Origin of the sequence: Streptomyces sp. NPDC051136 (assembly GCF_044455745.1) — a bacterium.
GTDB lineage: Bacteria > Actinomycetota > Actinomycetes > Streptomycetales > Streptomycetaceae > Streptomyces.
On sequence record NZ_JBITFE010000001.1, the window covers coordinates 1,074,631 to 1,097,197 of the forward strand.

The following is a 22,567-nucleotide window of genomic DNA, read 5'->3' on the forward strand; positions in this document are numbered from 1 at the left end:
TCGCGCGGGCGCTATAGGTCCAGCGACGGCCCCGGCTGTGAGGTCGCCCCGTTGTTGCGGTGACCGCATGCCGGTGACCTGCTCCAGGCAGACGTGGCATTGCAGGGTGTCCGCGGCCGATCGGCCAGAGAGGCCCAGTTGGTTGCACTGTTCCGTGAGGTGAGGGGTCTTGGGCGCGTCGCGCGCCTGGGGTTTGCACGCTGGTGTATGCAGACCTGAAGGTCGGCGGCTGCAGGCGCCGAGCGGGGAGCATGGGATCGGGGGTGGCTCGTGGCCAGCGGGGCTTTCGAGGAACTGCAGACCGGCGAGTTCGGGCCGGCCACGTTTGATCTGTTGCGGCGGCTGGTTCACCAGGTGCGCCAGGCCTCCGGCTTTCCGCCCCCTGAGGGATACACCGTCTGGAGCGATGACGCGGCCTACGACGTGATCCGTGCGATGCTGTCCCAGGAGGGAGCGGGACAACGGTTCGTGACCGTCTGCTTCGCCCAGGCTGCCGACGAGGCCTCCCTGGAGCGGCTGTTCCTCACGTCGATCAAGAACTTCCTTATCGATGAGGCGAAGAAGACGCCGCGGGGCAAGCTCCGGCGCCGCATCGCCCGCTTGATGAGCGAGGACACGGCCTACCGGAAGAGCAGCGGCTCGCCGCCGCGCTGGGCGCTGGCCGAGCATGCCGAAGGAGCTGTGTGGCAGGGAGATCTCGACGATCTCATCGCACAGGCGGCACAGGTGAGGGGTGTCGGCATCACCCGCTGGAACCATTCCGGCCCCACACCCAAGCAGACGGTCCACGCCCTGAAGACCGTCCTCTCGTCCGTGCTCCAGTACGCCCAGGGAGCGGTGCGGGAGGAAGACCTCGCCAAGGTTCTCGAGGCCCGGTTCGATCTCCTGGCGCCGGCCCGCTTCACCGCGCTGTACGCCGATGAAGGGACCGTGGCCGAACTCGTCGAGCAGCACGCGGCCACCACCGCACCGGACCCCACCGGGGTCGACGCAGTGGCCGAGGACATCTGGCAGCGCCTTTCACCCAACGAACGCCTGCTGCTGCCCTACCTCGACGAGGACGCACATCATGCGGCGCAGTTGCTGGAAATCCGGCAAACCCATGCGGCTGCTGTCCTGGCGAACCTCAAGACAGCGCTCCGCACCGCCCTGTCCGCGGACAGCGACCCCCACGCCGTCATGACCGGCCTGCTGTCGCGCTGCGGCGACGCTCCTTCGTGAACAGCCCCAGTTACGTCGTCTGGATCCAGTGAGAAGAGAATGCGCTGATGGACCACAGCCGAGGAGACGGGGGAGACGGTATGAGCTCTGTCCACACCACTGCCTACCAACGGCTGGTCGCCGCCGCGGCGGGCCTGAAGGTGCCCGACGCCGTACGCCAAGTGGCCACCGCACCACCCCAGGACCCGCAACCGGGCCAGATCTGGCGCGCGGTCTGGGACGACACCATCCAGCTTCTGCTGATCACAGCGGCCGGCGACGATGACACCCTGCACGCCGTGCCAGCCTCCTTCGAACGGTACACCGACCCCGACACCCTGCTCCTGCCCGCCCAGGCGACCACCTTGGAACAGCCACTGGCACTGTGGTGGGGTCTGGAAGCCACCCTTCCGTGGTGTGTGCTGGACCGGCAGGTCAGCGAGCTGACCAGTCGCCCTCCCGCCCTCACATCCCGCACGCTCGCCGACGCTGTGCCCGGCACCCAGTGGGGGAGTGGCACAGCCCCGTCCGCGGCGACCACCGAGTACCGAGGAGTCCTGACCGACCAGCTCGCCTTCCTTGCCTCGGCACAGTGGGCCCCCCAAGGATCGGGGGATCTCGACCAACTGTTCCGGGACCGCGGCATCACCGCCGCGCAGCTCGGGGCCGCACTGAAACTTCCGCCGCCCCAGGCGCTCGCCGTCTGGAGAGGGCAGCTGGCCCTGACCGCCGACCAGGCCGCCACACTTGCCGAACACGTCGAGCGGCCGGCCAGCCAGCTGCTCGCGGCCAACCCCGCCCTGCCGCCCGCCGTCGTACACGAACTGAACCGTCCCCTGCGCCGCAAGCAGGTGAAGACGCTCGCCGCTCAGCACGATGAGACCGAACGCGACGCCCGGCTGCGCGCCGCCTACGGCATCTACACGCTCGCAGCACGCGACGACGACCGCACACAGCCGAACTGGACGGCACGCACGGACCGCTACTTCGAACTGCGTCTGGGCGAATAGGGGGCACGCCGCGTGGTCAACTACGTGCTCGCCGGCGCCGCCCGGACCCAGGCCGCCGCGATGATCCAGGAACTCGAAGCGGCCCGTCCTGGCGCGGCCGAGCGTCTGGCACACGGCGCCCTCGCGGAGCTGAGAACCTGGCCCGAGCTGACCGTCCTGGAGGTCGAGGAGAATCTGACGGAGCAAGGGTGCAGCGTCGCCGGCGCATACGACTTCGGCCCGCCGCCGCACCTGTCCGTCGCCAGGTCCGCCAGCCGTGCACGGCGGGACTTCACCGCCCTGCACGAACTGGGCCACCACCTGCAGAAGAACAGCTTCGCCCTCATGGAGCCCTTCGGCACGGAACCCGACGGTGGCCTCCTGTTGGAGGATGCGGCATGCGACGCGTTCGCCGCCGAGATCCTGCTCCCCGAACCCCTCGTCAGCCAGCATCTGGACACCAAGGGACCCACCGCCTCGGCGATCACCCGGCTGTGGCAGGCGAGCAACGCCTCCCGCACGGCCGTCTGCGTTCGAGCCGTCCAGCGTCTCCCCGCCCCCGGCCACATCCTCCTCCTCGACACCACAGGACACCTCGCCTTCGCCGCATCCCACGGCCTCCCGCCCCTGCGACGCGGCAGTTTGCAAGGCGACATAGCCGTCATCGACCGCGCGCTGACCGGTTCTGGCCACGCACGTGGGCTGACCCAGGTTTGCTACCGCGACGGCATCCTCGGACGGCAGCTCCACACCGACACCGCGTCCATGGACGGCTACCTCGTCGCCGTCCTGGTCACCGACTCCGCCCCCTGGCGTACCTTCACCCCACCCACCCGTGACACCGGCCCCCAGTCACGCGACGACATCTGCGCGAACTGCGACGAGGAATACCGCTCCTTCGACCCCGCCTGCCGGCGCTGCCACATCCCCCCGTGCCCCGACTGCGGCCGCTGCGCCTGCCCGCCCCGCGTCACCGAGCGCCTCTGCCCAGGCTGCTTCACCCTGCATCCGCCCTCGATGTTCCCCTCGGGCAGCGACCGCTGTCTCAACTGCGCCTGCCGCCTCGCCAACGCCGTCTGCACCACGTTCACCCCTACCCGCGAGTTACGTCGTCCGTCCCAGGCGAAGCACCCCACCAGGGGTGATCACGGAACCCGGGCGCCGGCCGCGGGCGCCGTCGGAACTTCGCCGGCAGGACCAGAACGATGGCTATTCAGATCACCGCGGTGCGCCTGTCGACCGGCGGCACCACGCACGAACACATCACCCACCTGTGGTGGACCGAGCAGGCGTCCGGCAAGACCGGCGACAACACGCGGGCGCAGCTCGTCGACTGGATCGAGAACCAGGCCGGCAAGGCCTTCACCAGCGACCGAGCCGGGCACCGCACGGAAGTCGCCGTGGTGACGCCCGCCCGGGGCGAGAAGTACCTGCGGACCCGCGCCGACGGCGTGTGGACCAACAACCTCCTCGCCCTGCCGCGGCGCTGATCCGCTACAGCAACACGGCCGTCCGGCGCGCCGCCCCTGCGGTGGCCCGCCGGACGCTCGCCCCGCCCGGGGCACCTCCGGGCGAACACACGACCCCCTCACCTAGGAGGACCCATGTCTCAGGACAGCCACGGGCCCGCGCCCGTCACGATCATCGTCAACGCCCGACCGCACACCTGGGAAGCGAAGGAGATCACCTTCGAGCAGGTCGTCGACCTGGCCTATCCCGGCCAGCCGCCGAACGACCAGGACACCTACACCGTCCGCTACAGCCGAGGCCACGACGGCCACGGAACGGGCAGCCTCACCGCCGGCCACAGCGTCAGAGTGAAGAAGGGGATGGTCTTCGATGCCTACCGCACTTCTCGCTCGTGACCCCGACCTGTCCCGCCTCCTCGACGACGGCTACGACGTCGTCGTCCACGCGGGCCACATCATCGTCCGGCACATCCCGTACATCACCGAGAACCGCACCGTCGAACACGGCTTCCTCGCCTACCCCGTGACCATCAGCGGGGACCGGCTGGTCTCCGGAACCGACCACCGCATCTGGTTCAGCGGCTCCGTGCCCTGTGACGAGCACGGCCGCCCCCTGGCTTTCGCTAATCCCGAGACCCGGGTGATCGCCGAGGGCATGCAGGCGCACTTCATGCTCTCCAGCAAACCCAGCCCCGACGGCTACCCCGACGAGTACACGAAGATCACCACGTACGCGAGGATCATCGCCGACCAGGCGCAGGCACTCGACTCCTCGGCCACCCCAACTCCCGGCGCGGCATGGCAGGAGATCGAGGACGATAGCCCCTTCGCCTACCGTGACACCGCCACCTCCCGTGCCGGTATCGCGGCAGTCCACCGCCACTTCCGAGGCCACCGCATTGTGATCGTTGGCCTCGGCGGCAGCGGAAGCTACATCCTCGACCAGGTCGCCAAGACCGAGGTCGACTCGATCCTCCTCATCGACGGCGACACCTTCGACAACCACAACGCCTTCCGGGCCCCCGGCGCCCCCACCCTCGACACCTTGCGTGAACGCCCGCCCAAGGCCACCTGCTTCGCTTCGATCTACGCCAACATGCACCGAGGCGTGTCCGCCTGCGAGCAGTACCTCGACGAGGACAACCTCGACCTGCTCACCGGAGCCACGTTCGTGTTCCTCGCCTCCGACGCCGCCGCCGGCAAGCCGGCGATCATCGACTGGCTCGAAGCCCACGACGTACCGTTCATCGACGTCGGCATGGGTATCGAAGAGATCGACGGCCGCCTTAGCGGACTCCTGCGCGTCACCACTAGCCTCCCGGGCCGCCGAGATGCAGCCCGCCGCCGCATTCCCCAGCCGGCGCCCGAACGCGACGCCTATGCGCGCAACATCCAGACCGCGGATCTCAACGCGCTCAACGCCGTCCTGGCCGTCATCCGCTGGAAACGCGCCATCGGCATCTACGCCGATGCCACCAGCGAGAGCCACACCACGTACTCACTGATCACCAACGAGATCGCCAACGAGGACCTGCCGTGACCGCACAAGACACCCTGCGCCCGGTCTTCACCGAGACCTTTCCCCCAACGATGGACTCGGGGGTTCTCTACGTCTCGATCCCCTACCGCACCTGCGGTCACCTCTGCTGTTGCGGCTGCGGCCACGAGGTCGTCACACCCCTCTCCCCAGCCCAGTGGTCCATCACCTACGACGGTGAGAACGTGTCTCTCACCCCCTCGATCGGCAGCTGGGCTCTCCCCTGCCGGTCGCACTACTGGATCCCTAGCGGCCGTGTCCGATGGAGTCGGCGCTACTCGGCGGCAGAAATCGCTCAGAACAGGGATCGTGACCGTCGTCTGCTCGCCCGCGATTCAGAAGAGCACAGGCCAGGGGTGCTGGCCAGGCTGCGTCGCCAGCTGCAGTTGTGGCGTTGCTAGGCCAACGAGCGGGCCACGCAACGCGCGGGCACCGCCCTGTCGAGCACCGATAGAGATTCTCTGTGGAGTCCCGGATGCCGCGGAACGTGCGGGGACCGGGCAGGAGGCTGGATGAAGACGGTGTGCGACCGATGCCCATCCGGCATGGTCCGACGCACCCTCATCATCCTCAACGGGGCCGTGCACCGCAGACCGCCTCGACGCGGCTAGTGACCTGAGTCGGAGATTCGTCGGCAGTAGGCGGCGACTTTGTCGAGGATCTCGTCGGCGGTCTTCGTCCAGACGAAGGGTCTGGGGTGTTCGTTCCAGTCGGCGAGCCAGGACCGGATGTCCCGCTCCAGGGCCTGGACGGAGCGGTGGACGCCGCGCTTGAGCTTCTTCTGCGTGAGTTCGGCTAACCACCGCTCGACCAGGTTCAGCCAGGACGCGCTGGTCGGGGTGAAGTGCAGGTGGAACCGGGGGTGGGCCAGCAGCCACTTCTTGATGTCGGGTGTCTTGTGGGTCGCGTAGTTGTCGAGGATCAGGTGGACCTGGAGGCCGGCCGGTACTTCCTTGTCGAGTTTGGTGAGGAACTTCTTGAACTCGGCGGCCCGGTGGCGGCGGTGAAGCGAGCCGATGACCTTGCCGGTCGCTACTTCCAGGGCGGCGAACAGGGTGGTGGTGCCAGCCCGGACGTAGTCGTGACTGCGGCGTTCGGGAACGCCGGGCATCATCGGCAGCACCGGCTGTGAGCGGTCCAGGGCCTGGATCTGTGACTTCTCGTCCACACAGAGGACCAGGGCCTTCTCCGGCGGGTCGAGGTAGAGGCCGACGACGTCGCGGACCTTGTCGATGAACAGCGGGTCGGCGGAGAGCTTGAACGTCTGTGAGCGGTGCGGGGCCAGGGCGAACGCCCGCCAGATCCGCGAGATCGTCGACTGCGACATCCCCGTGGCGGCCGCCATCGACCTGGTCGACCAGTGGGTGGCGTTCTTCGGGGTTTCCTCCAGCGTCTTGACGATGACCCGTTCGACGTCCGCGTCGGTGATCCTGCGCGGGACGCCCGGGCGCGGGTCGTCGCACAAACCGTCCAGACCTCGTTCGAGGAAGCGGCGCCGCCAGGTGCGGACCGTGTCCGGAGTGACCCGCAGCCGACGGGACACCTCCATGATCGAGTGCCCCTCGGCGCACTCCAGCACGATCCGCGACCGCTGGGCCAGAGCCTGGGCCGTCGTGCGACGACGCACCCAGCCCTCCAGCGCGGCCCGCTGGGCATCAGTCACCGACAACGGCGGAATCTTCGGACCCGGACGACTCATGCCCAACCAACGACGAATCTCCGACTCAGGTCACTAGGCAGTTTCGGCCGGATCAAATGTGGACCAGTCGATCCTGCCGATGACCCAGGCGGGCACGGACCACACCCCGTGGTTGCCTGGAAGACCAGTCGCGGAGACCGACAGCTGGTACGCGTCGGGGCCTTGGTACCCGTCCCTGCTGCTGCCCCACCAGGAGCTCGGGTCATACGTGCACGCCACCTCGACCTCCCCGGTCAGATCGCAATCTTCTCCGGACGGGTCGGTGCGCCAGAGAGCCGCCGTCAGTGTCCAATCACCGCCGTCACGCTTTATGTCCACGTCGACCCGGGCCGGCACTCCGTGGATTTTCGCGCTCAGGTCGGAGCTCCCCTTCCAGGGGAAGTCGGTGTCAAGGTCGAGGCCAGGAACGCTGGTCAGTGCCTCCGCCAGGGCGCTGAGTGCGTCATCGTCATCATCAAACGTCCGCTCGATGAGCAGGGCGGTGGCGTCCGCCTCTGCCGCCACCGCGGTGATCGCGCCGTCCGTAAAGCGGAAGCTGAGCTGTGCCCGGACCAGGATGTTGTCGTAGTGAAGGACCGAGACTTCTGGATCGCCGCCGTTGAGCAACGTCTGGACTGTTGCCTCACCCTCCGCCAGGAAGAACGCCGTGGCGTAGGCGACATCGTGCTTGGCGGACCCGAGATCGTCAGGCCGGGTGCGGCCCGGGTTTTCCTCCGGACCGGCGGCGGCGCCATCGGTGTCATCCGGCACTCCGTGCTCGACGCTGACGTCGTAAAGTCCGGCGAGAGCGACGAGCTTGCTCACGCTGGCTCCGTAGGTGCTGAGCCTCGTGCCGTCACTGTCCCTCTCGTGGGCGATAGCGGATTCCAGCCCCAGGATGGGGCCGATGTCAAATTCCGCATCCTCGTCCTCGCCGTCGAGGTGGCCGACGGGCAGTCGGCTGAGGAGGTAGCGCATGATGGAGGACTGGGCGTGCCCGTCATCAACGGTTACATCGAACAGCGTCGGCCGCAGTTCCTCCCTTCTCAGGATCAGCGGCACCGGCTTGTTCCATGCCGTGAAGGCCCGTTTCACGTCACCGTCCGAGGAGACGATCACGATCTGGTCGGAGGAGGCGCGGTCCAGCACATCGCGCAGCCAGGCGCTGTCACTCGCGCCGGTCTTGACGTCGCCCTTGAGCTTGGCCGGCTCGTGCTGGAGCACCTGATCCTTCAACGCCGCGGCAGCGCTGGCTCCCGACAGGTTGATGATCTTTACGTGCGGTATCGCGCTCAAGTTGGCCAGCACGGTATCGATCACAGAGTCGCAGCTGCTGTAGTACGCCGCAGGTGTGTCCACTTGCAAGCCGGCCCGTTTCATGCCCTCGCGCTCTTGCCGTAGGGCGTTTTTGACGGCTTGCCAGTCGCGGGCCACATGCTCGGCCCACTCCCACGACACCGGCTCGGGTACCCAGGTCTCGATGCCGATTGCCGCGAGGCGGCCGGCGAGCCGTTTGAGGTGCTCGAAGTCGGGACGGGCCTTGCCGTAGGCGTTGGCATCGAAGACGACGGCCTTGAGTTGTTGCCTTGCCCGCAAAGGGAGTTGAGCATTATCCGTAGGACCTGATGAGGAAGCACGCGACATGCATCGCATTCTTCCAGGCCAGACCCCCATCACATACGATGAGCCAGTCCGGCGGATGCAGCAGACGAAGGTGAGCCAGCACCTCAAGGCCGGATCGGCACGGCCGGCGATGCTGTGTCACCGACGCGCCCGCGGCGCAGGCGGCGATGGGGGAGTCGGGCTCAGGACACCGCCGGCCCAGGTCGAGGGATACCCTCCCGTGAGCAGGCGCCGTGCGGTGCAACGAGCCCGCCCGTGGCGGGGTTCGGATCTGGGGCGTTCTTGCGGGCCGCCGCATCGAGGGCGTCGGAAGACCTTGCTTCCGCCTGACATCTGGACGGCTCACCGCACGTCCGTGGCCTCTACTTCACCCACCCTCATGTGATGACCATCACATGAGGGTGGGTGAAGTTTTTTGCCGTTGCGGCCTCCTGCAGGGGCTGAGGAGAGAAGGTCTTCTCGTTAACCCGTAAGGAGTTCGTGCGTGCCCAGCAAGTCTTCAAACAGGAGGTGCCTGCTCGCCTTCCTGGAGCCGGTGATCGACGCTTCAGCCGGACTGCTTGCGGCTATCTGGTCGTCTTCCCAGTGGGGGATCGATCCGATGGACGGCGGGAAGCTGGAGGACTGGCCGACGCTGCGTCTGCGCATCCCAAGGCTGGTGAAGGGCCATGAGGCTGCCCATACGGCACAGCCACAAAGTGATCGTTTCCTCGTCGGCGCGCCTCCACCTTCCGAGGCTCTCCTGGGAAGGATGCGGGAACAAGCTGCCGAAGTTTGCAAACCGGAGGCTGCTGCCCTCCCTGCTGCGGGACATCCGGCATCGGTCATCGCGAGGCTCTGTGAACCGCCAGCACTGCCCATCCGCCATCCCGGCCAGACTATGGGGCACGACAGGCCGACGCCTTCGATGGTCACATTCCGGGTCTTGAGCCCCGCACCGGGCGAGGGGCTTGCCACGCTGTTCATCGGTGGCTACGGCTCCCCGCCTCTTCCGCCTGTGACCGTCTATCGCGATGGCACCGTCGACACTCGACGGGCCACGCTCTACCTGCCGGACCGCACCGGAGAGTCGACTTCGGAGCTGATCCCGCAGTCTGACCGATCGGCCCTGCAATCCCGCGCTGTCCAGGCGCTGGAAGCGCGGCAGGCGGCGTTGGCCGGATACGACTACCTCGTGGAAGCCTTTGCAGCAGACGTACTGGGGCTGGCGCGCAGCGCCCGCTGGCGAGAAGCCGTGTCCACGGCCCTGCTCGGAGACTGGGCCGAACCGCTGTTCTTGGGGCAGCGTCTCGATGACGCCGCGGTGACCCGACTGCGCGTGGAGGCTCGCATCACCCATCGACATTTGGTGCCCCTTTGGCGTCGCCGGACCCGGCACGGCCGGGTACTGCTGCTGGACACTCCACTGGGCGATGGCCTCAGCCTGCATGATCTTGCATCCGGAATCGCCGACACCGAGGCCCCTCTCCTCGAACACGACCCGGAAGACGCACGGCTCGCCGCCCTCATCCGAGCCCTGCAGCCAGCCGAACGGGCTGCTGCCCTGGCCTGGGCGGATCCCAATGTGCGGAGTTGGACTGAAGCCGCTCAGCAAGCTGGCGCTGACGATCCGATTGCCTTCGGGGAGCGGGTGCGGCGCAAGTGTCGTCGTCTCGCAGCCGAACTTGCCCGCCGCCGCTCCCTGACCGTCCACGCCGGCGGTGAGTCGGCATGACCATGCTGTTCTCTGTACTGCCTGAGTTCCTCGGCACCCTTGCCGCATCCTCGGTCATCGCCGCAGGCACCCGAGTTGTCCATCATCTTCGGGCACGACGTTGCAGGGCAAAGGGTGCCCACGAGTCGGACCGCCCGACACCTTGATGGCACCTCCCGCATCGGGTGCTCACACTTCACACAAACGGCGGCGACGGTCCGGCGCTTCGCGCAGGCCGCTGGTCCTTGGCGGCCAGACTTCCTCGGTGAAGGTGGGCGCGCAGCTACCGTGATTCGATGACTACGCGGGCGGCACGCGCCCCGTGAGGTTCTCCCAGTCGTTAAGAGCCTCCTCCAGCTTGGAGTCTGCGGCCTTGCGATGCGGGTCCTGGCGATTGCGCTGCCGTACCTGGGTGAGCCGGTCGTGCGCTGCTTCCTGTGCACGGGTGTCTGCCCTGGCTTCTTCCAACGCCTCTTCAGCCGTCGCGAGTTGGTGAGGAAGCCGGGCGCGAAAGCTGTTCTCTTCCGCGACGGCGTTTTGGATGGCCACGGTGAAGTCGCGCACTGCCTCCTCGTCGAACCGCTGCTGGCCGTCCGTTGCAGGAAGAAGGTGAGGGTACTTCGCACGGTGCACCCGCCCGGTGGCATCGGTGAGGTAAATCGAGTGGTTGGTCTTGCCCGGGTCGAAGCGGGCATCGAGGCCGGCCAGCTCGATCGATCGCGTCCCCGGCCCGGACGTCACCATCAGGACGTGCCGGAACAGGACGAGTTCACCGAGGCCGCCCAGTCGCTCACCGGCGCCGGGACTGCGCAGTCGTGCAAGCTGCTGCTCCAGCTGACGCAGCCTCCGCTCGTACGCGCTCTGCGCCGAAGTGAGACTAGCTAACGCAGCAGACTCGGTCTCGGCCGCCCTGCGGGAGACCTCCCGCGCCCTCTGGCGTGCACTGGCCAACGCTTCACGGTCGCTCTCGTACTTCAAGCTGAACGCGAAGGCCCACCCGCCAGGAAACCGGTGCCGCCTCCACAACACCCACAGGCCCAGGCCAATGACAACAACCACAACCCACTGCACCGCGCTCATGCCCTCTCCTCTCCACTGCCGACTGTCTGTCTTACTGCCGTTGAGCTGACTGCGGCGGCGGATTGGGGCAAGAGGTCAGCAACACCACATCCCTCTGGGCACTTTCACTTCGCACGTCCCGGACAACTCACCTTCCCCGGTGACGGTCTCAATGAATTGGGGAGAGGCGAACAAGCGTGCGGCGGGAATCAGGTGGAGCAGACCGCCATGCCGAAAATCGGAGGCGAAGACGTCGTTCCTGCTAGCGCAGGGACGAGGTGAAGGTCGGCTCTCTCCGGCGCTCCTCGTACGGGGCACCCCCGCTCGCGCGGGCTCCATACCAGTCCGGCGCCCGCGACGTAGTAGATCGCGGAGAGTCACCTCGCTCGCATGGGCAACAGTAGTTCGGCGACGGCACGGATCCGCGGCGCTTGTTGGACCTGCCTTGCGCAGCACTCGACGGTCCCTGGGAACAGCGGGGCGAGACGCCTCAGCCGACACGCCCATACTGGGACCGCAGACGGCTCACCAGACCGGCGATCTCCGCCGGCGTGAACACCGTGACATCCGGCAGGTCGGTTTCCGCGATGGCGATATGCCACCGGCCACGGTCATCCCGGGCCACCTTGACCGGAGGCTCCGCGAACCAGTCCGTGCTGATCCCACGCCTCACCACGACGCCGATGAGCGCCGGATACGACGGCATGAGCCCCAGCAGAGACCCGGGAGTCATCAGCAGGTCGGCCAGCGCCTCGATGGCGTCATCGCCTCGCACTCCTTCCGAGTTGAATCTGAACTGGCCGGCACCAGCGTCCGTCAAGGTCACCGCCAGATACTTGCAGTCCTCAAAGCGTTCCCACGGCGGAATCCTCCAGGAGAAGGTCATAACCCTCATCCTCCCTGCCGAGTGCGGGAGTTGCCGGGGCATCCGCTCTCTTCTCGCGGCACGGAGACGTGTTTCAGCCACGGGCCGGAGCGCGCCTGCGATCCGGGGCTGAGCAGCGTTAGCATCCGCGAGCCGAAGACCCGGGGGAGGCGACGCGGATGCTGTGGACCTTTTTGAACAAGCCCTGGTTGGCTCCAGTGGTCCAGAAGGTGCAGCTCTTCAGAAGTCCGAGCCGGGACGAAGTCTACGAGCGGTGCGTCGAGGCGGCCGTCGATGCCCCTCCGCGCGCACACAAGCTCGGCATACGGCCTGGCGCCTCACGTCGTCACGTCTTCAACGACATGCACACCCCGGAGTACCGTGCCGCGGTCTACACCAAGGTCGACGGCGCGCTGCAGAAGACCGCGTACGACAAAGCCGCAGTCGGCTTCGAGCGCGTCCGGGCCCGGCAGCAGGCAGCTGCCGATCAGACCGAGTGGCCCTGGAAGGTCGTCTGCAGCGTGCTGCTGGGCGCAGGGTTCATCGTGCTCACCACCTGGGGCGTGCTGGCCCTGCTGATCGCTCTGATCAGCGGATCCTTGCTGACCTTCATTCTGTTCTGGAGGGGCACCGCTGTCTGGTTCAACCTCCGCTACTGCCTGATCGCCGGATCGCTCGCCATCTCTCGCGTTGGGGCCCGCGTCGAACTCGGCTACCGCGCCGTGCTCTGGGGCGAGACCCTGCACGACGACGGCGTCGTTCCCGTCATGGACGCCATGATCCGCAATCTCCTGGGCGACGATCCCGACTCCCTGTTCGTCCCACAGGGAACCTCCACCGGCCTGCGTGCACCGCGAGCGCCCGGCTTCGCCATCCCCACTGAGGCCATGGAACAGCTACAGCGAAAGCTCAGCCACCTCGATGAAGGCACCATCGCCGTCTGCGGTCCCCGCGGCGTCGGCAAGTCCACCCTGCTCGAAAACGCGGCAGATCAGGCCGATTTCGGCTTCGTAGCCCAAGCTCCGGCCACCTACGCCCCGCACGACTTCCTCATCTCGCTCTCCGTGCGCCTGTGCCAGAAGTACATGGACTACGAAAACTACCCGGTACCGGAGTTCGCCCGACTGTCCCCGTTCCACCGCCTGCTTCAAAGCACCCGCCGCCGCCTCACAGCGCTGGTCCGCTGGTCCTCGTTCGCGCTGCCCGCGGGGGCATTGCTGGTCCTCGGTGCCTCATCGGCGGCCCGCTCCCTGTACGACCAGTATAAGAACTCGGCCACCGACGCCGCAGACACTGCCGTCCACGCCGTCCACGCCTGGCTCCGCGAGGTCTGGAACGGCGACGCGGTCGTGACGAGCGTCCTGGTCATCGTGGCCGGCATCGCCTGGTGGCTCTCTCGCCACGACCCCTGGATTCCCCGATTCCTAGGGAGACTGTGGAGCAGACTGGGCGCCAAGCTCGGGATCCTGCTGGCCCTCGCCAGCCTGGGCAGTGCCTTCTTCGATCCGCAGATCCGCCAGCTCGCCCAGCACGTCCACCTCAGCACCATCCTCGTCACCGCGCTCCTGGCCGGCGGATGGTTCTGCTCCTGGACGGCCAGCAACCTCGCCCAATTCCGCACAGCCCACATGGAGATCGGCTACTGGACCATCTACGCCAGCGACGCCTACCGGCTCCTCGCTGCCGGTCTGGGCACATACCTGGTGTACATCTTGGTGCGCACCCCTTCGACCTACGCGCTGCTCGCCGACACAGAGAACCCGAGCCGACTCGCCGGAATGGTCGCCGGCGCCCTTCTCGCCCGCGCTGCCGGATGGAAGCCCCGACCGGCCAAACCTCACCTCGTCACCCGCTGCGAGAACCACCTCTACCGACTGCAGACCATCCAGACGACGACTAACACCCTCTCCAACGGCACTGCCCAGATCATGTCACTCGGCGGCTCGCACGCGACGTCCATCTCCACAGTGCCACCGAACTTCCCCGCCCTGGTCGAAGAATTCCGTGACTTGCTCACCGAAATCGCCGACACGCTCGCCCGCCGCAAAAAGCGGGTCCTCATCGGCATCGACGAAGTCGACCGGCTCGGCTCCGACGCCCAGGCCCTCGCCTTCCTCGCGGAGATCAAGGCCATCCTGGGCGTGCGCCACGTCTACTACCTGATCTCCGTCGCCGAAGACGTCGGCGCCGCTTTCGTCCGCCGCGGCCTGCCCCACCGCGACGTCACCGACAGCTCGCTCGACGACATCATCCACGTCGAGGCCTGCACCCTCAAAGAAGCCAAGACCATCCTCGACAGGCGCTCCCAGGACCACACCGTCCACACCGCGCTTCTGGCACACAGCCTCTCCGGCGGACTCCTGCGCGATCTGCTCCGCTACGGCCTGCAGATCGAAGAGATTCAGGTCAAGACCCGCACCCACGAACTCGCCCACATCGCCCGCGAGCTCATCCTCGAAGAACTCTCCGAAACCCTCGCCGGCTTTCGGACCCTGCTCGGCAAGCAACAGTGGACTCATGACACCAGCGGCATTCTCAGCGACCTCCGCACGCTCTGCGGGCACCTCAAGACCTCAGAGTGCGAGTGCACCGACGGCCCGCTGCGACAAGCGCTCGGGGAATTCGCCCACCAGCCCGCGGACGCCAGGCCCCTCTCTGCTGACATCGCGGACGGCGCCCGCCAGCTCATCGAGGAAGCCGCCGCATACAGCTACTTCTCGCTCACCCTCCTCGAAATCCTCACCGCTCCCGGTCTCGACCGCCGCACCGAAGAAGCCAAGGCGGAGGGCCCCTACGGAGCGCTCGAACGGCTCGCTGAAGCACGTCTGGAACTGACGATCTCACCGCACAGCGCCCGTACCCTCATCACCCGCATCCGCAAGGCCTGGTCCCTCAACGACAGCCCGACCATCGACATCTTCGGGTCCGTCCTGCGCCGATGGTCCTGCCCTCTGCACGGATCGGACTCCTTCGGCCGGCGCAGAACGCGACCAAGCCGCGCTCCCCGCCTCGCCGACCCGTCGGACAGGCATTGACCAGGACGGCGCGCAGCCGTCGCGCGCCAAGAGGCAGCCGCCACACGCGTGGGTGACGTGCGCTGTGGGGTCCCAGCTGGTGTGTCGCATCTGCGAGACAGCCCCACACGCCGGTCCGTAAGCGTTCCGGCGGACCGCAGACGCAGGGTCATCACCGACTTGTGCGCCGCACGAAGAGACTGATACGCCAGACCGGATGATTCCAGAGTCGAAGGAAGCGGCCGCCGCTCGGTCCAAGGCCGCGCATCGATACCGCCTACGTGCGCAGGAGCATGTCGTTGGCAGAGATCGACGAGACACCCACACGCCCAGGAGACAGGGCGAGGGCTGTGGTGTCGTTGAAACCCCTGCCACAGCCCTACGCGTGTCGCAGATCTGGGCCGGACGATGAGGCAGGAACCTGTCGGTGCGGGGTCTCCCGCCGTGAATTCCCCGGTTGCGCGGGCTCGACGGTCTGGGCGCCGATGATGGTGCCACGAAGGACGCATCATCCCGCTCGCGCCGGCCACGCCTCATCGTCGAGACCATAGAGCGCGCTTCGGCGACCGTACCGACGGGTCACTCCTGCTCACGCGCGCGCTACCCGTACGTCCAACTGGTGCGCAGCACGCCAGCCCAGTCATCCCCGCTTGCGCGGGATCGACTCGGTGGTGAAGTCATCCAAGACGATCACGGTCGAGTCACTCCCGCTCGGGCGGGCGCTGCCCGGGGGCGGGCCGGACGATGGAAGTAGTCTGGGAGTCATCCCCGCTCGCGCGGGCGTCACATGATCGACCTTGAAGAACGCGTGAACCGCGTGGAGTCATCCCCGCTCGCGCGGGCGTTACCCTCTCTGACCTGGTCATTCTAGCGCAGTTTGCCCGTCTTCTGCGTTGGATTGGGTATAGAGAACGATGATGCGACCGAAGATCTCGTACTGCTTCCGGGGCATGCTGCAGAAGTCACCAGCCAGCCGATGACCTTGTTGCTCCCCCCCCGGAAGCGACGGCCCGCCGCCTCCGCGCCCGGATAGGTCACGAAGTCGTTCCCGTCTGGAGGTCTGCTGGCAGAGAGCCGGTGCGGACGTGGGTCCCTCATACCCGTCGGCCTGAGGGACCCACGTGCCGTTTCATTACTCCTTGACCGGGGTCGCCTTCAGCAGGGGCAGCCACTGTGATGGCAGCGCTTGCTCGGCCCGGAAGATGTCGGCGAGTTCGGCAGGGCTGAGCACTGTGATCGTGCGTGCTCGGGCGGTGCGCCACGAGCGGATGAGGCGGTCGAAGACTTCCAGGACCGTTGGCGGGCGTACGAGGTAGGTCTCGTCGTCGGCGAGCATGCGCGCGGCGGCCATGATCTTCGGCTTGGGGGACATGAGGAGCGCGATGGAGCCGCTGGGCGCAGAGGTCCTTCGCTCTGCCTCCGTGTACCTGAGGTGTCCTTGGGTTTGGCGGACATTGTCGGGGCCGATCTCACCGGTGGGTGTGGCTTCGCTCTTGGCCTCCCAGGTGACCCAGCGGGCGTCGTCGAAGATCCAGACGGCATCAGGGGCTGCGGGGTTGGCGTCGTCGTCGTTGCCGTAGCTCTCCGAGGCGCCGGCGAAGGTGCCGAGGTGGACGAGTCCGGCTTCGTAGGCGCGGTACTCGGTGCCTGCGAGGCCGGCCCGCGCTTCGGTGAGGGCGCGTTCGAAGGGCTCGGGGCGGTGCAGTTCGGTACGGGCGATGACGGCGAGCATCGCGGCTTCATCAACGGGGTCGAGGTCGCCGAGGATGGGCGCGTGGGCACGGTCGCTCGGCGAGGCAATGTGGGCGAGGAAACTGCTGGTCTGCGCCTTGCGCTGGAGCTCGCGGTAGTAGCGGGCCCCGGTGGCGCGGTGCGTCGAGTCTCCGCTCTGCTGCGCGAGCCGCTCGGCGATGCTGTATCCGAGGTAGTTCCACAGCGCGGCATAGCGCTGGGGTGTCCGCTCGCCCCTGAGCTGGTCCAGGACGCGCTGTACGGCGGTGAGGGCCCAGTCCAATTGGTTGTTCCAGATCGCCTCCCAGGCCGCGACCTCGTGCCGGGCCGCGTTGTGCAGCTCACGGGAGCTGGGGGCGACGGTACGGGTGTACTGCTCGCGCTGGGAGGAGATATGGGTGTCGACCGCAGCCCAGTCCTGATCATGCCTGCGGAAGACGGCGAGGTTGTCGAGCATCTCGCTGGAGGTGGTGCCCAAGCTGTTCGTCCGTCCGAACTCGACCTCGGCGTGGACTTCCGGGTGCAGCGCCCCCTGGACGTCTGGACCGGACAGGTACGACGTCAGGGACCGGCCGAGCACCATGACGGCCGCCCAGTCCTTGTTGTTACGGGTGGCCCGGCCCGAGCCCTGCACGATACGCGCGCGGATGCGCTCCTGAAGCACCTCCAGAGCGCCGAGTGATTCGTGCAGGAAGCGTTCCTGCAAGTCTCCTCGGGCGGGCAGGCCTGCGAGTACGACGAGCCGGCAGTCGTCTCCGGGGAGGTCTATGCCGTCGTAGCGGTTGGTGAGGAGCAGAGCCGCCTGGTCCATCGCGGTGAAGGCAGTGAGGTCGTCTTCGACATCGTTGGCCTTCACGACGGGGTATGTCTCGGGCAGGCACTCCTTGGCGAAGGCCTCGGCGGTACGGCTGTCGGGGGTGAGGATGACCGCTCGTCCCGCGCTGCTGACAACCCCGGAGACGAAGGCGGGTACCCGCGCGGGCGCCGTAGACAGATCGTCGGTCAGTTCGGGGAACATGAAGAACCGTCGCCCGGTGCCCCGGGTCTCCCAGCCCTTGGGGACGGGGATACGGTCGATCTTCCTTCGCCCGAAGGCACGCTCGAGCTCGCCGCCGTCTCCGAGGGTCGCACTCATGTATACGCGGCGGGCAGGGCTGCTGAAGGCCTCGTGCTGCGCCGTGGGCGCGATGAGCGGGCGGATGAGGATCTGTCCGTACGAGACGTAGATCAGGCACCGGTCGAGGCGCCCTTGGAGGAACTTCCAGGCATGGAAGGCGTCCGTACTCAGCTTCGAGCCGTGGGCTGCTGCCGCGACGGCTGCTTCGAGGGGGAGGGACTGCTCGGCCACACCGATGGGGGAGGCGAGGTACACGTACGCCGAGGGGTCTTCTGTCTTCGGAGCGCGCAGCCGGGTGTCGACGAGTGGATCCAGTGCGGGCTTCAGCACGGAGAGAACGTCGAGGTACGCACTCTCCTCGGTCTTGCGGGAGATGGCGAGACTCCACGGACTGGCCACGTACCCCTCGGCCGCGTGAGCGTCGTCCAGGACGAGCATGCCAGCGTTGTCGAGAGCCGGATTCGAGTTGAATACGTGGCTGTAGACGCTGACGGCGACGGCTTCCCCTGCCTCGTACTGCGCCTGGTGGGCTGGATTCCATGTTTTCACGCGATTGACGAGCAGTACGTTCGGAATCCCATACTCGTCGAACTTCGCTGCCGTTTGCCGCGCCAATTGCCGCGTGGGACAGAGGTAGGCGACACGTTCACCGTATTTGCGGCGACGGTACTCGCTGATCAGTCCTCCGACAAGAGTTTTACCCGCCCCGGTCGGCAGCTCAATTGCTACGTCTGACGTGTCTGACTTCATTTCGTGCCAGTCTCGAAGGACATCCTGTTGGTGTCCCCACACGAATTCGGGCCCACGGTTCGTGAGGGCAAGAATCCGATACAGGTCGACCGGGTCTTCCGGCATGGCCGCCTCGGCGGACTTGAGCTTGAAGGCCACTGCACTCCGTTCCCCCCGCTGAGCTGACAAGAGCTCAGCATCCATCCCCGTTGCTCGACTTCTCAAAGTACTGCAGCATGCCCGGCCGCTGGCAACAACTGGATGCGGGGGTAGTGATGCATGTCCACGCGTCCGAAGGAGACCCCCGACTCGGGCCTGTCCGTGGAACCAGACGAACGATCTCCAGGCCACGCCACGGGCTGTCGCATGCACGCTCCCGGGGGCGGTGTCCGCCGTTCCACGGTCAGGAACTGGTAGTCATGCGGCAGGCGGGACATACCTTGGGGCTTCGGGGCCCGTAGCGGTGGATGGGGGCAGAACACAGCATGCAGGGCCCTACCTCCCAGGGCGGGCACCTCAGTTCCGCTGCGACGACGAGGCGCTCGCGCGGTGACAGGCGCAGGGCAACAGGCCTCGAGGGCTGCAGGAGGGCATCGGCGGGAGCGTGGCCGAATGTGCAGCCCGATGGCCGAGGTCCTGTCGCGGGGCGGCCGCGGGCTGCTGGTGTGGGGGCCTTCCTCCCCGTAGCGGCAGGAAATGTCGAGTTCCTGCTCCCGGTAGGTGACCGGCTCGTCGTCGACCGGGCCGGGCTCGGATGTGTCGCCGGCCTCTGCGGTGATCTCGCGCCAACGGTCGACGTCGCGCGCAAGGGCCCACAGGTAGGAGGTGCGCCTCGCGTCCTGCGGGTCGCGGGAGCGCACTGGCAGGTGCTCGCCGTCAGCGCTGGTGACGACGAGTTCGTCCAGTGCGGTGGCACGTTCCTGAGGAATGCACAGGGCGGGTAGGAACCAGCCGCTGTGCCACATCCGGCAGGTGCCACCTGCGGTGGGGCAGGGGCGCTCGCTGCTGGGAGTGCATTTCCAGATCTGCAGGTGTCGGACCCCGCCGCGGATGATGAGGGCAAGCGGGGAGACGATGCGCTGCCAGGGCACGTCATCGACACGCGTCCACGGGGCACGGTCAATCAGGGCGGAAGAGTCGTCGGACGTCACCCACAGCGGCGCTATGTTGCGCTCGCGGGCCTTGGCGGAGCGCCGCCGTACTGTGTTCGCGGTGATGGGGGAGTACTGGGCCTCCCACCCGACGCGCGCGCCCGCTCCCGTCACCAGCACATCGGTGACGACCCGCCCGTCGGATGACCGGGCCTCGGTCTCCACATCCAGCCCGTGCCGCGCTGCCGTGCGAGCGATCCGCTCCTTCATCGCCTTGTGCTTGTCGCTCTCCTGCGGTGTCGCCGCATGGGTGAGGGGCAGATGCGCCGCCACCCACGTCACTTGCCCGTGGCTGCGCCGGCGCCGCACGAACATCCACGGTGATTTGCCGGCCAGAGCGCACTGGCAATCCTCGCCCCTGTAGTCTTTTAGGCATTGCAGCAGGCTCCTGGAGCGCTGATCGACGGGCTGGGTGATCTCCTCCAGCAGTCCGGCATAGCCCGGGTTGCCGAGATCCTCGTACGTCAGATTGATCTCGATGCCGTGCCCGGTGTGGAACACCCCGTTGGCCATGGGAACGACAGTAGGTCCCGGTGCAGGGTGTGGGAAGAGGGACCGCGAGGGGGGCGTAGGCGCCGCACCACGTGGAGCCGCCGGGCCGCAGATTGCATGCCCGCCGCCTGGCAGCAAAGGCATTTCCGCTCGCGCGGGCTCTACCAGCTGCATCCCAATGAGTGACGTCCCACTGGATGGGTGGCGACTCCCTCATGCGCGGGCGGTATCTGTTCAACGGCAACGAGCAAGAGCAGTACGACAGATTGTTCTCGCCCCTATGGGCTCGCTGACCGGTGACCACCACCTGGCAGATCTGGCAGCACGGGTCACTCCTGCTCACGCGGGGCCTCCACCCGATCACTCAGCATTTTTCCAACTGCACATCGCGCTTCAAGGTCGGCGCTCACCCCGCGGGTGATGCTGTCGAGGCTGTAACAGGTTACGCAGGCCTCGCTGACCTGGGAGGATCTGCTCATGGCGGACAGCACGTTTGGGCCGGCCGGGGCGAACGCGGACCTTGAGTGTCAGATCTACGTTGCCGCTCCCAGCCGCGATCGGTTGATGGAGCGGTTGGCAGCGGTATTGAAAGTGTCGCTCGGACCAGATCGCGTGATCTCGTACGGATGTGTCGAGGTGGAGTGGGATCATAACGACTACGAAGGCACCAACGCTGACGTGGAGTTCCTGGACTGGTACTCGCTCCTTGTGTGCCAACCTCGTCGTGCCGCCTCAACAACTGCTGTCGCGTCGGACACGGCAACGGTCCTGGAAGCGGTCCGGGAGACCGGTTACCGGGCCGTCCCCGTTTGCGACTGCGAAGATCTACTGCAGAAACCGGGCACTGAACATCGGCCGACCTGACGAATGGTTGGTTCGATGCCGCCGGCAGAGCATGAAGAGAGTTCCTGGTAGACGGGTTCACAACCAAGATGCCAGCCCGCCAGGAGCTCTCAGCTTGCTCGGGCCCTGCTCTGTGCGCTCGTCGTGTACCAGGGGCGCGAGGGGGCCCCTCGCGCTGGCACTACTGGATGTAAGCGGAGCCTGGCTCCAGCGGCACCGAGTCACCCCCGCTCGCGCGGGCACTACGTTCTGCGTAAGCAGGAGGATGAGCTGCGGCGCGAGTCATTCCCGCTTGTGCGGACACCAAGTATTCCACCACATGGTGAAGGAGGCCGAGGCCGTATCACCCCCGCTCACACGGGCGTTACATCTCACCGGGCCGAGTGGTGATAGGCATGGCTCCCGGTCGAAGGGCCTCTGGAGAAACGCGTGGCCGTTCGACCAGGGCGGTCGGGTCACTCCCACTCGTGCGTAACGCGGCGCCGTGAAACCTGCGCACCGTCATGACCGCGTCACTCCCGCTTGCGCGGGCGTAATGAGAGCGAGACGAGACCGCTGGAGCCACTCCCGCTCACGCGTGCTCTACTGAACGATCCATGCCCGCCCGGACATCGTCGAATCACTCCCGCTCACGCGGACTTGCGGGCAGGTATCCACCGTTGAGCCGCAGTGGAGAGAGTCACCCCCGCTCCGTGGCCGGTCAGGGTTTATGCGCCGGGTTACTCCCGCTCGCGCGGGCTTCCGATGGTACATCTGCAGAACACAGTGATCGAGTCATTCCTGCTTGTCCGGGCTCCGCCGATGGAAGTGCAAGGCGATGGTCGTCAGCGTCGGGTCACTCCCGCTCGCGCAGGCTGTGCAGAAACGTGCGGGGTCGTTCGGTCAGCGCGGTCGGAGCATTCCTGCTCGCGCAGGCTTCACGGCGCCGGTGTTGCCAGCGGACTCGACCTCTGAGATCACTACAGCCCGGCGTGTGCCAGAATCCCTGCGTTGAACACAAAGGAACAGAGAACCGAGTTGCTCCCGCTCGCGCGGGCGCTACGTCCACGAGCGCCGGGACGCCCGGACCAGGCCCTGCCAGCCAAAAGCTCCAGGGGAGTCACCCCCGCTCACGCAGGCACAACCTGGTGTTCAGCCCGTTCAGTAGGTACGCGTACGAGTCACTTCCGCTCGCGCGGGCTCCACATCGCAGCGATCGGCACCACTGACGACGGACGCGGGTCATCCCCGCTCGTGCGGGCGTTCCACTACGTGATCATCCATAGCAGCCAGGACGGCGAGTCATCCCCGCTCGCGCAGGCGTTACCCTCTCTGGCCTGGGCACTCTAGCGTATTTTGCTTGCATTCTGCATGGGTTGGGTAGGGGAAGGATGATGC

At 66.9% G+C, this 22,567-nt stretch carries 15 protein-coding genes and 1 pseudogene; 9 read left to right on the forward strand and 7 right to left on the reverse strand.

Features of this window, described 5'->3' with window-relative positions; genetic code table 11:
* Window positions 1-270: 270 nt before the first annotated feature.
* The 6 genes from ACIBCJ_RS04815 to ACIBCJ_RS04840 all read left to right on the forward strand — a co-directional run bounded on the left by ACIBCJ_RS04815 (window position 271) and on the right by ACIBCJ_RS04840 (window position 5,596).
* Window positions 271-1,221 carry a hypothetical protein gene (locus ACIBCJ_RS04815; protein WP_365980982.1) on the forward strand — a complete coding sequence of 317 codons (951 nt, stop codon included), beginning with the start codon at window positions 271-273 and terminating at the stop codon, window positions 1,219-1,221.
* Between the two features lie 80 nt (window positions 1,222-1,301).
* Window positions 1,302-2,210: a hypothetical protein gene (locus ACIBCJ_RS04820; protein WP_365980981.1), complete on the forward strand. Its 909-nt coding sequence runs from the start codon at window positions 1,302-1,304 to the stop codon at window positions 2,208-2,210.
* Window positions 2,211-3,394: 1,184 nt separating this feature from the next.
* Window positions 3,395-3,679 carry a DUF3892 domain-containing protein gene (locus ACIBCJ_RS04825; protein WP_163038170.1) on the forward strand — a complete coding sequence of 95 codons (285 nt, stop codon included), beginning with the start codon at window positions 3,395-3,397 and terminating at the stop codon, window positions 3,677-3,679.
* Between the two features lie 114 nt (window positions 3,680-3,793).
* Entirely contained in the window at window positions 3,794-4,054 is a 261-nt protein-coding gene (locus ACIBCJ_RS04830; protein WP_145887661.1) for a multiubiquitin domain-containing protein, read from the forward strand.
* Window positions 4,029-5,198, forward strand: coding sequence for a ThiF family adenylyltransferase (locus tag ACIBCJ_RS04835; RefSeq protein ID WP_365980980.1), 1,170 nt, complete (start codon window positions 4,029-4,031; stop codon window positions 5,196-5,198). The genes ACIBCJ_RS04830 and ACIBCJ_RS04835 overlap by 26 nt, the downstream gene beginning before the upstream one ends.
* Before the next feature lie 50 nt (window positions 5,199-5,248).
* A complete protein-coding gene (locus tag ACIBCJ_RS04840; RefSeq protein ID WP_365981094.1) occupies window positions 5,249-5,596 on the forward strand; it encodes a DUF6527 family protein in 348 nt (115 codons plus the stop codon).
* 206 nt (window positions 5,597-5,802) lie between these two features.
* Here ACIBCJ_RS04840 and ACIBCJ_RS04845 read toward each other — a convergent pair whose 3' ends face one another.
* Window positions 5,803-6,894: an IS630 family transposase gene (locus ACIBCJ_RS04845; protein WP_365980979.1), complete on the reverse strand. Its 1,092-nt coding sequence runs from the start codon at window positions 6,892-6,894 to the stop codon at window positions 5,803-5,805.
* A 33-nt stretch (window positions 6,895-6,927) separates the two neighbouring features.
* The gene (locus ACIBCJ_RS04850; protein ID WP_365980978.1) at window positions 6,928-8,517 is read right to left on the reverse strand and encodes a hypothetical protein; all 1,590 of its coding nucleotides are present in this window, start codon (window positions 8,515-8,517) and stop codon (window positions 6,928-6,930) included.
* 463 nt (window positions 8,518-8,980) lie between these two features.
* On the opposite strand from ACIBCJ_RS04850, the gene ACIBCJ_RS04855 reads away from it, so the two are divergent.
* Window positions 8,981-10,210 (forward strand): hypothetical protein, encoded by a 1,230-nt coding sequence (locus ACIBCJ_RS04855; protein WP_365980977.1) that lies wholly within the window; start codon window positions 8,981-8,983, stop codon window positions 10,208-10,210.
* A gap of 279 nt (window positions 10,211-10,489) precedes the next feature.
* Here ACIBCJ_RS04855 and ACIBCJ_RS04860 read toward each other — a convergent pair whose 3' ends face one another.
* Together ACIBCJ_RS04860 and ACIBCJ_RS04865 are read right to left on the reverse strand one after the other, a co-directional pair.
* Entirely contained in the window at window positions 10,490-11,269 is a 780-nt protein-coding gene (locus ACIBCJ_RS04860; RefSeq protein WP_365980976.1) for a hypothetical protein, read from the reverse strand.
* Window positions 11,270-11,738: 469 nt separating this feature from the next.
* On the reverse strand, window positions 11,739-12,134 hold the full coding sequence (locus ACIBCJ_RS04865; protein WP_365980975.1) for a hypothetical protein: 396 nt from the start codon (window positions 12,132-12,134) through the stop codon (window positions 11,739-11,741).
* A 158-nt stretch (window positions 12,135-12,292) separates the two neighbouring features.
* Here ACIBCJ_RS04865 and ACIBCJ_RS04870 point away from each other — a divergent pair, with 158 nt between their 5' ends.
* Window positions 12,293-15,148, forward strand: a complete 2,856-nt coding sequence (locus tag ACIBCJ_RS04870; protein ID WP_365980974.1) for a P-loop NTPase fold protein — start codon at window positions 12,293-12,295, stop codon at window positions 15,146-15,148.
* A gap of 1,111 nt (window positions 15,149-16,259) precedes the next feature.
* On the opposite strand, the gene ACIBCJ_RS04875 is transcribed toward ACIBCJ_RS04870, so the two are convergent.
* From ACIBCJ_RS04875 to ACIBCJ_RS04885, 3 genes and pseudogenes are all read right to left on the reverse strand, one after another.
* A complete protein-coding gene (locus tag ACIBCJ_RS04875; RefSeq protein ID WP_365981093.1) occupies window positions 16,260-18,413 on the reverse strand; it encodes a helicase C-terminal domain-containing protein in 2,154 nt (717 codons plus the stop codon).
* 21 nt (window positions 18,414-18,434) lie between these two features.
* Window positions 18,435-18,908, reverse strand: a pseudogene (locus tag ACIBCJ_RS04880) (DEAD/DEAH box helicase); the annotation flags it as partial.
* A gap of 17 nt (window positions 18,909-18,925) precedes the next feature.
* Entirely contained in the window at window positions 18,926-20,368 is a 1,443-nt protein-coding gene (locus ACIBCJ_RS04885) for a hypothetical protein (RefSeq protein ID WP_365980973.1), read from the reverse strand.
* A gap of 456 nt (window positions 20,369-20,824) precedes the next feature.
* Here ACIBCJ_RS04885 and ACIBCJ_RS04890 point away from each other — a divergent pair, with 456 nt between their 5' ends.
* The gene (locus ACIBCJ_RS04890; RefSeq protein WP_365980972.1) at window positions 20,825-21,211 is read left to right on the forward strand and encodes a hypothetical protein; all 387 of its coding nucleotides are present in this window, start codon (window positions 20,825-20,827) and stop codon (window positions 21,209-21,211) included.
* Window positions 21,212-22,567 lie beyond the last annotated feature (1,356 nt).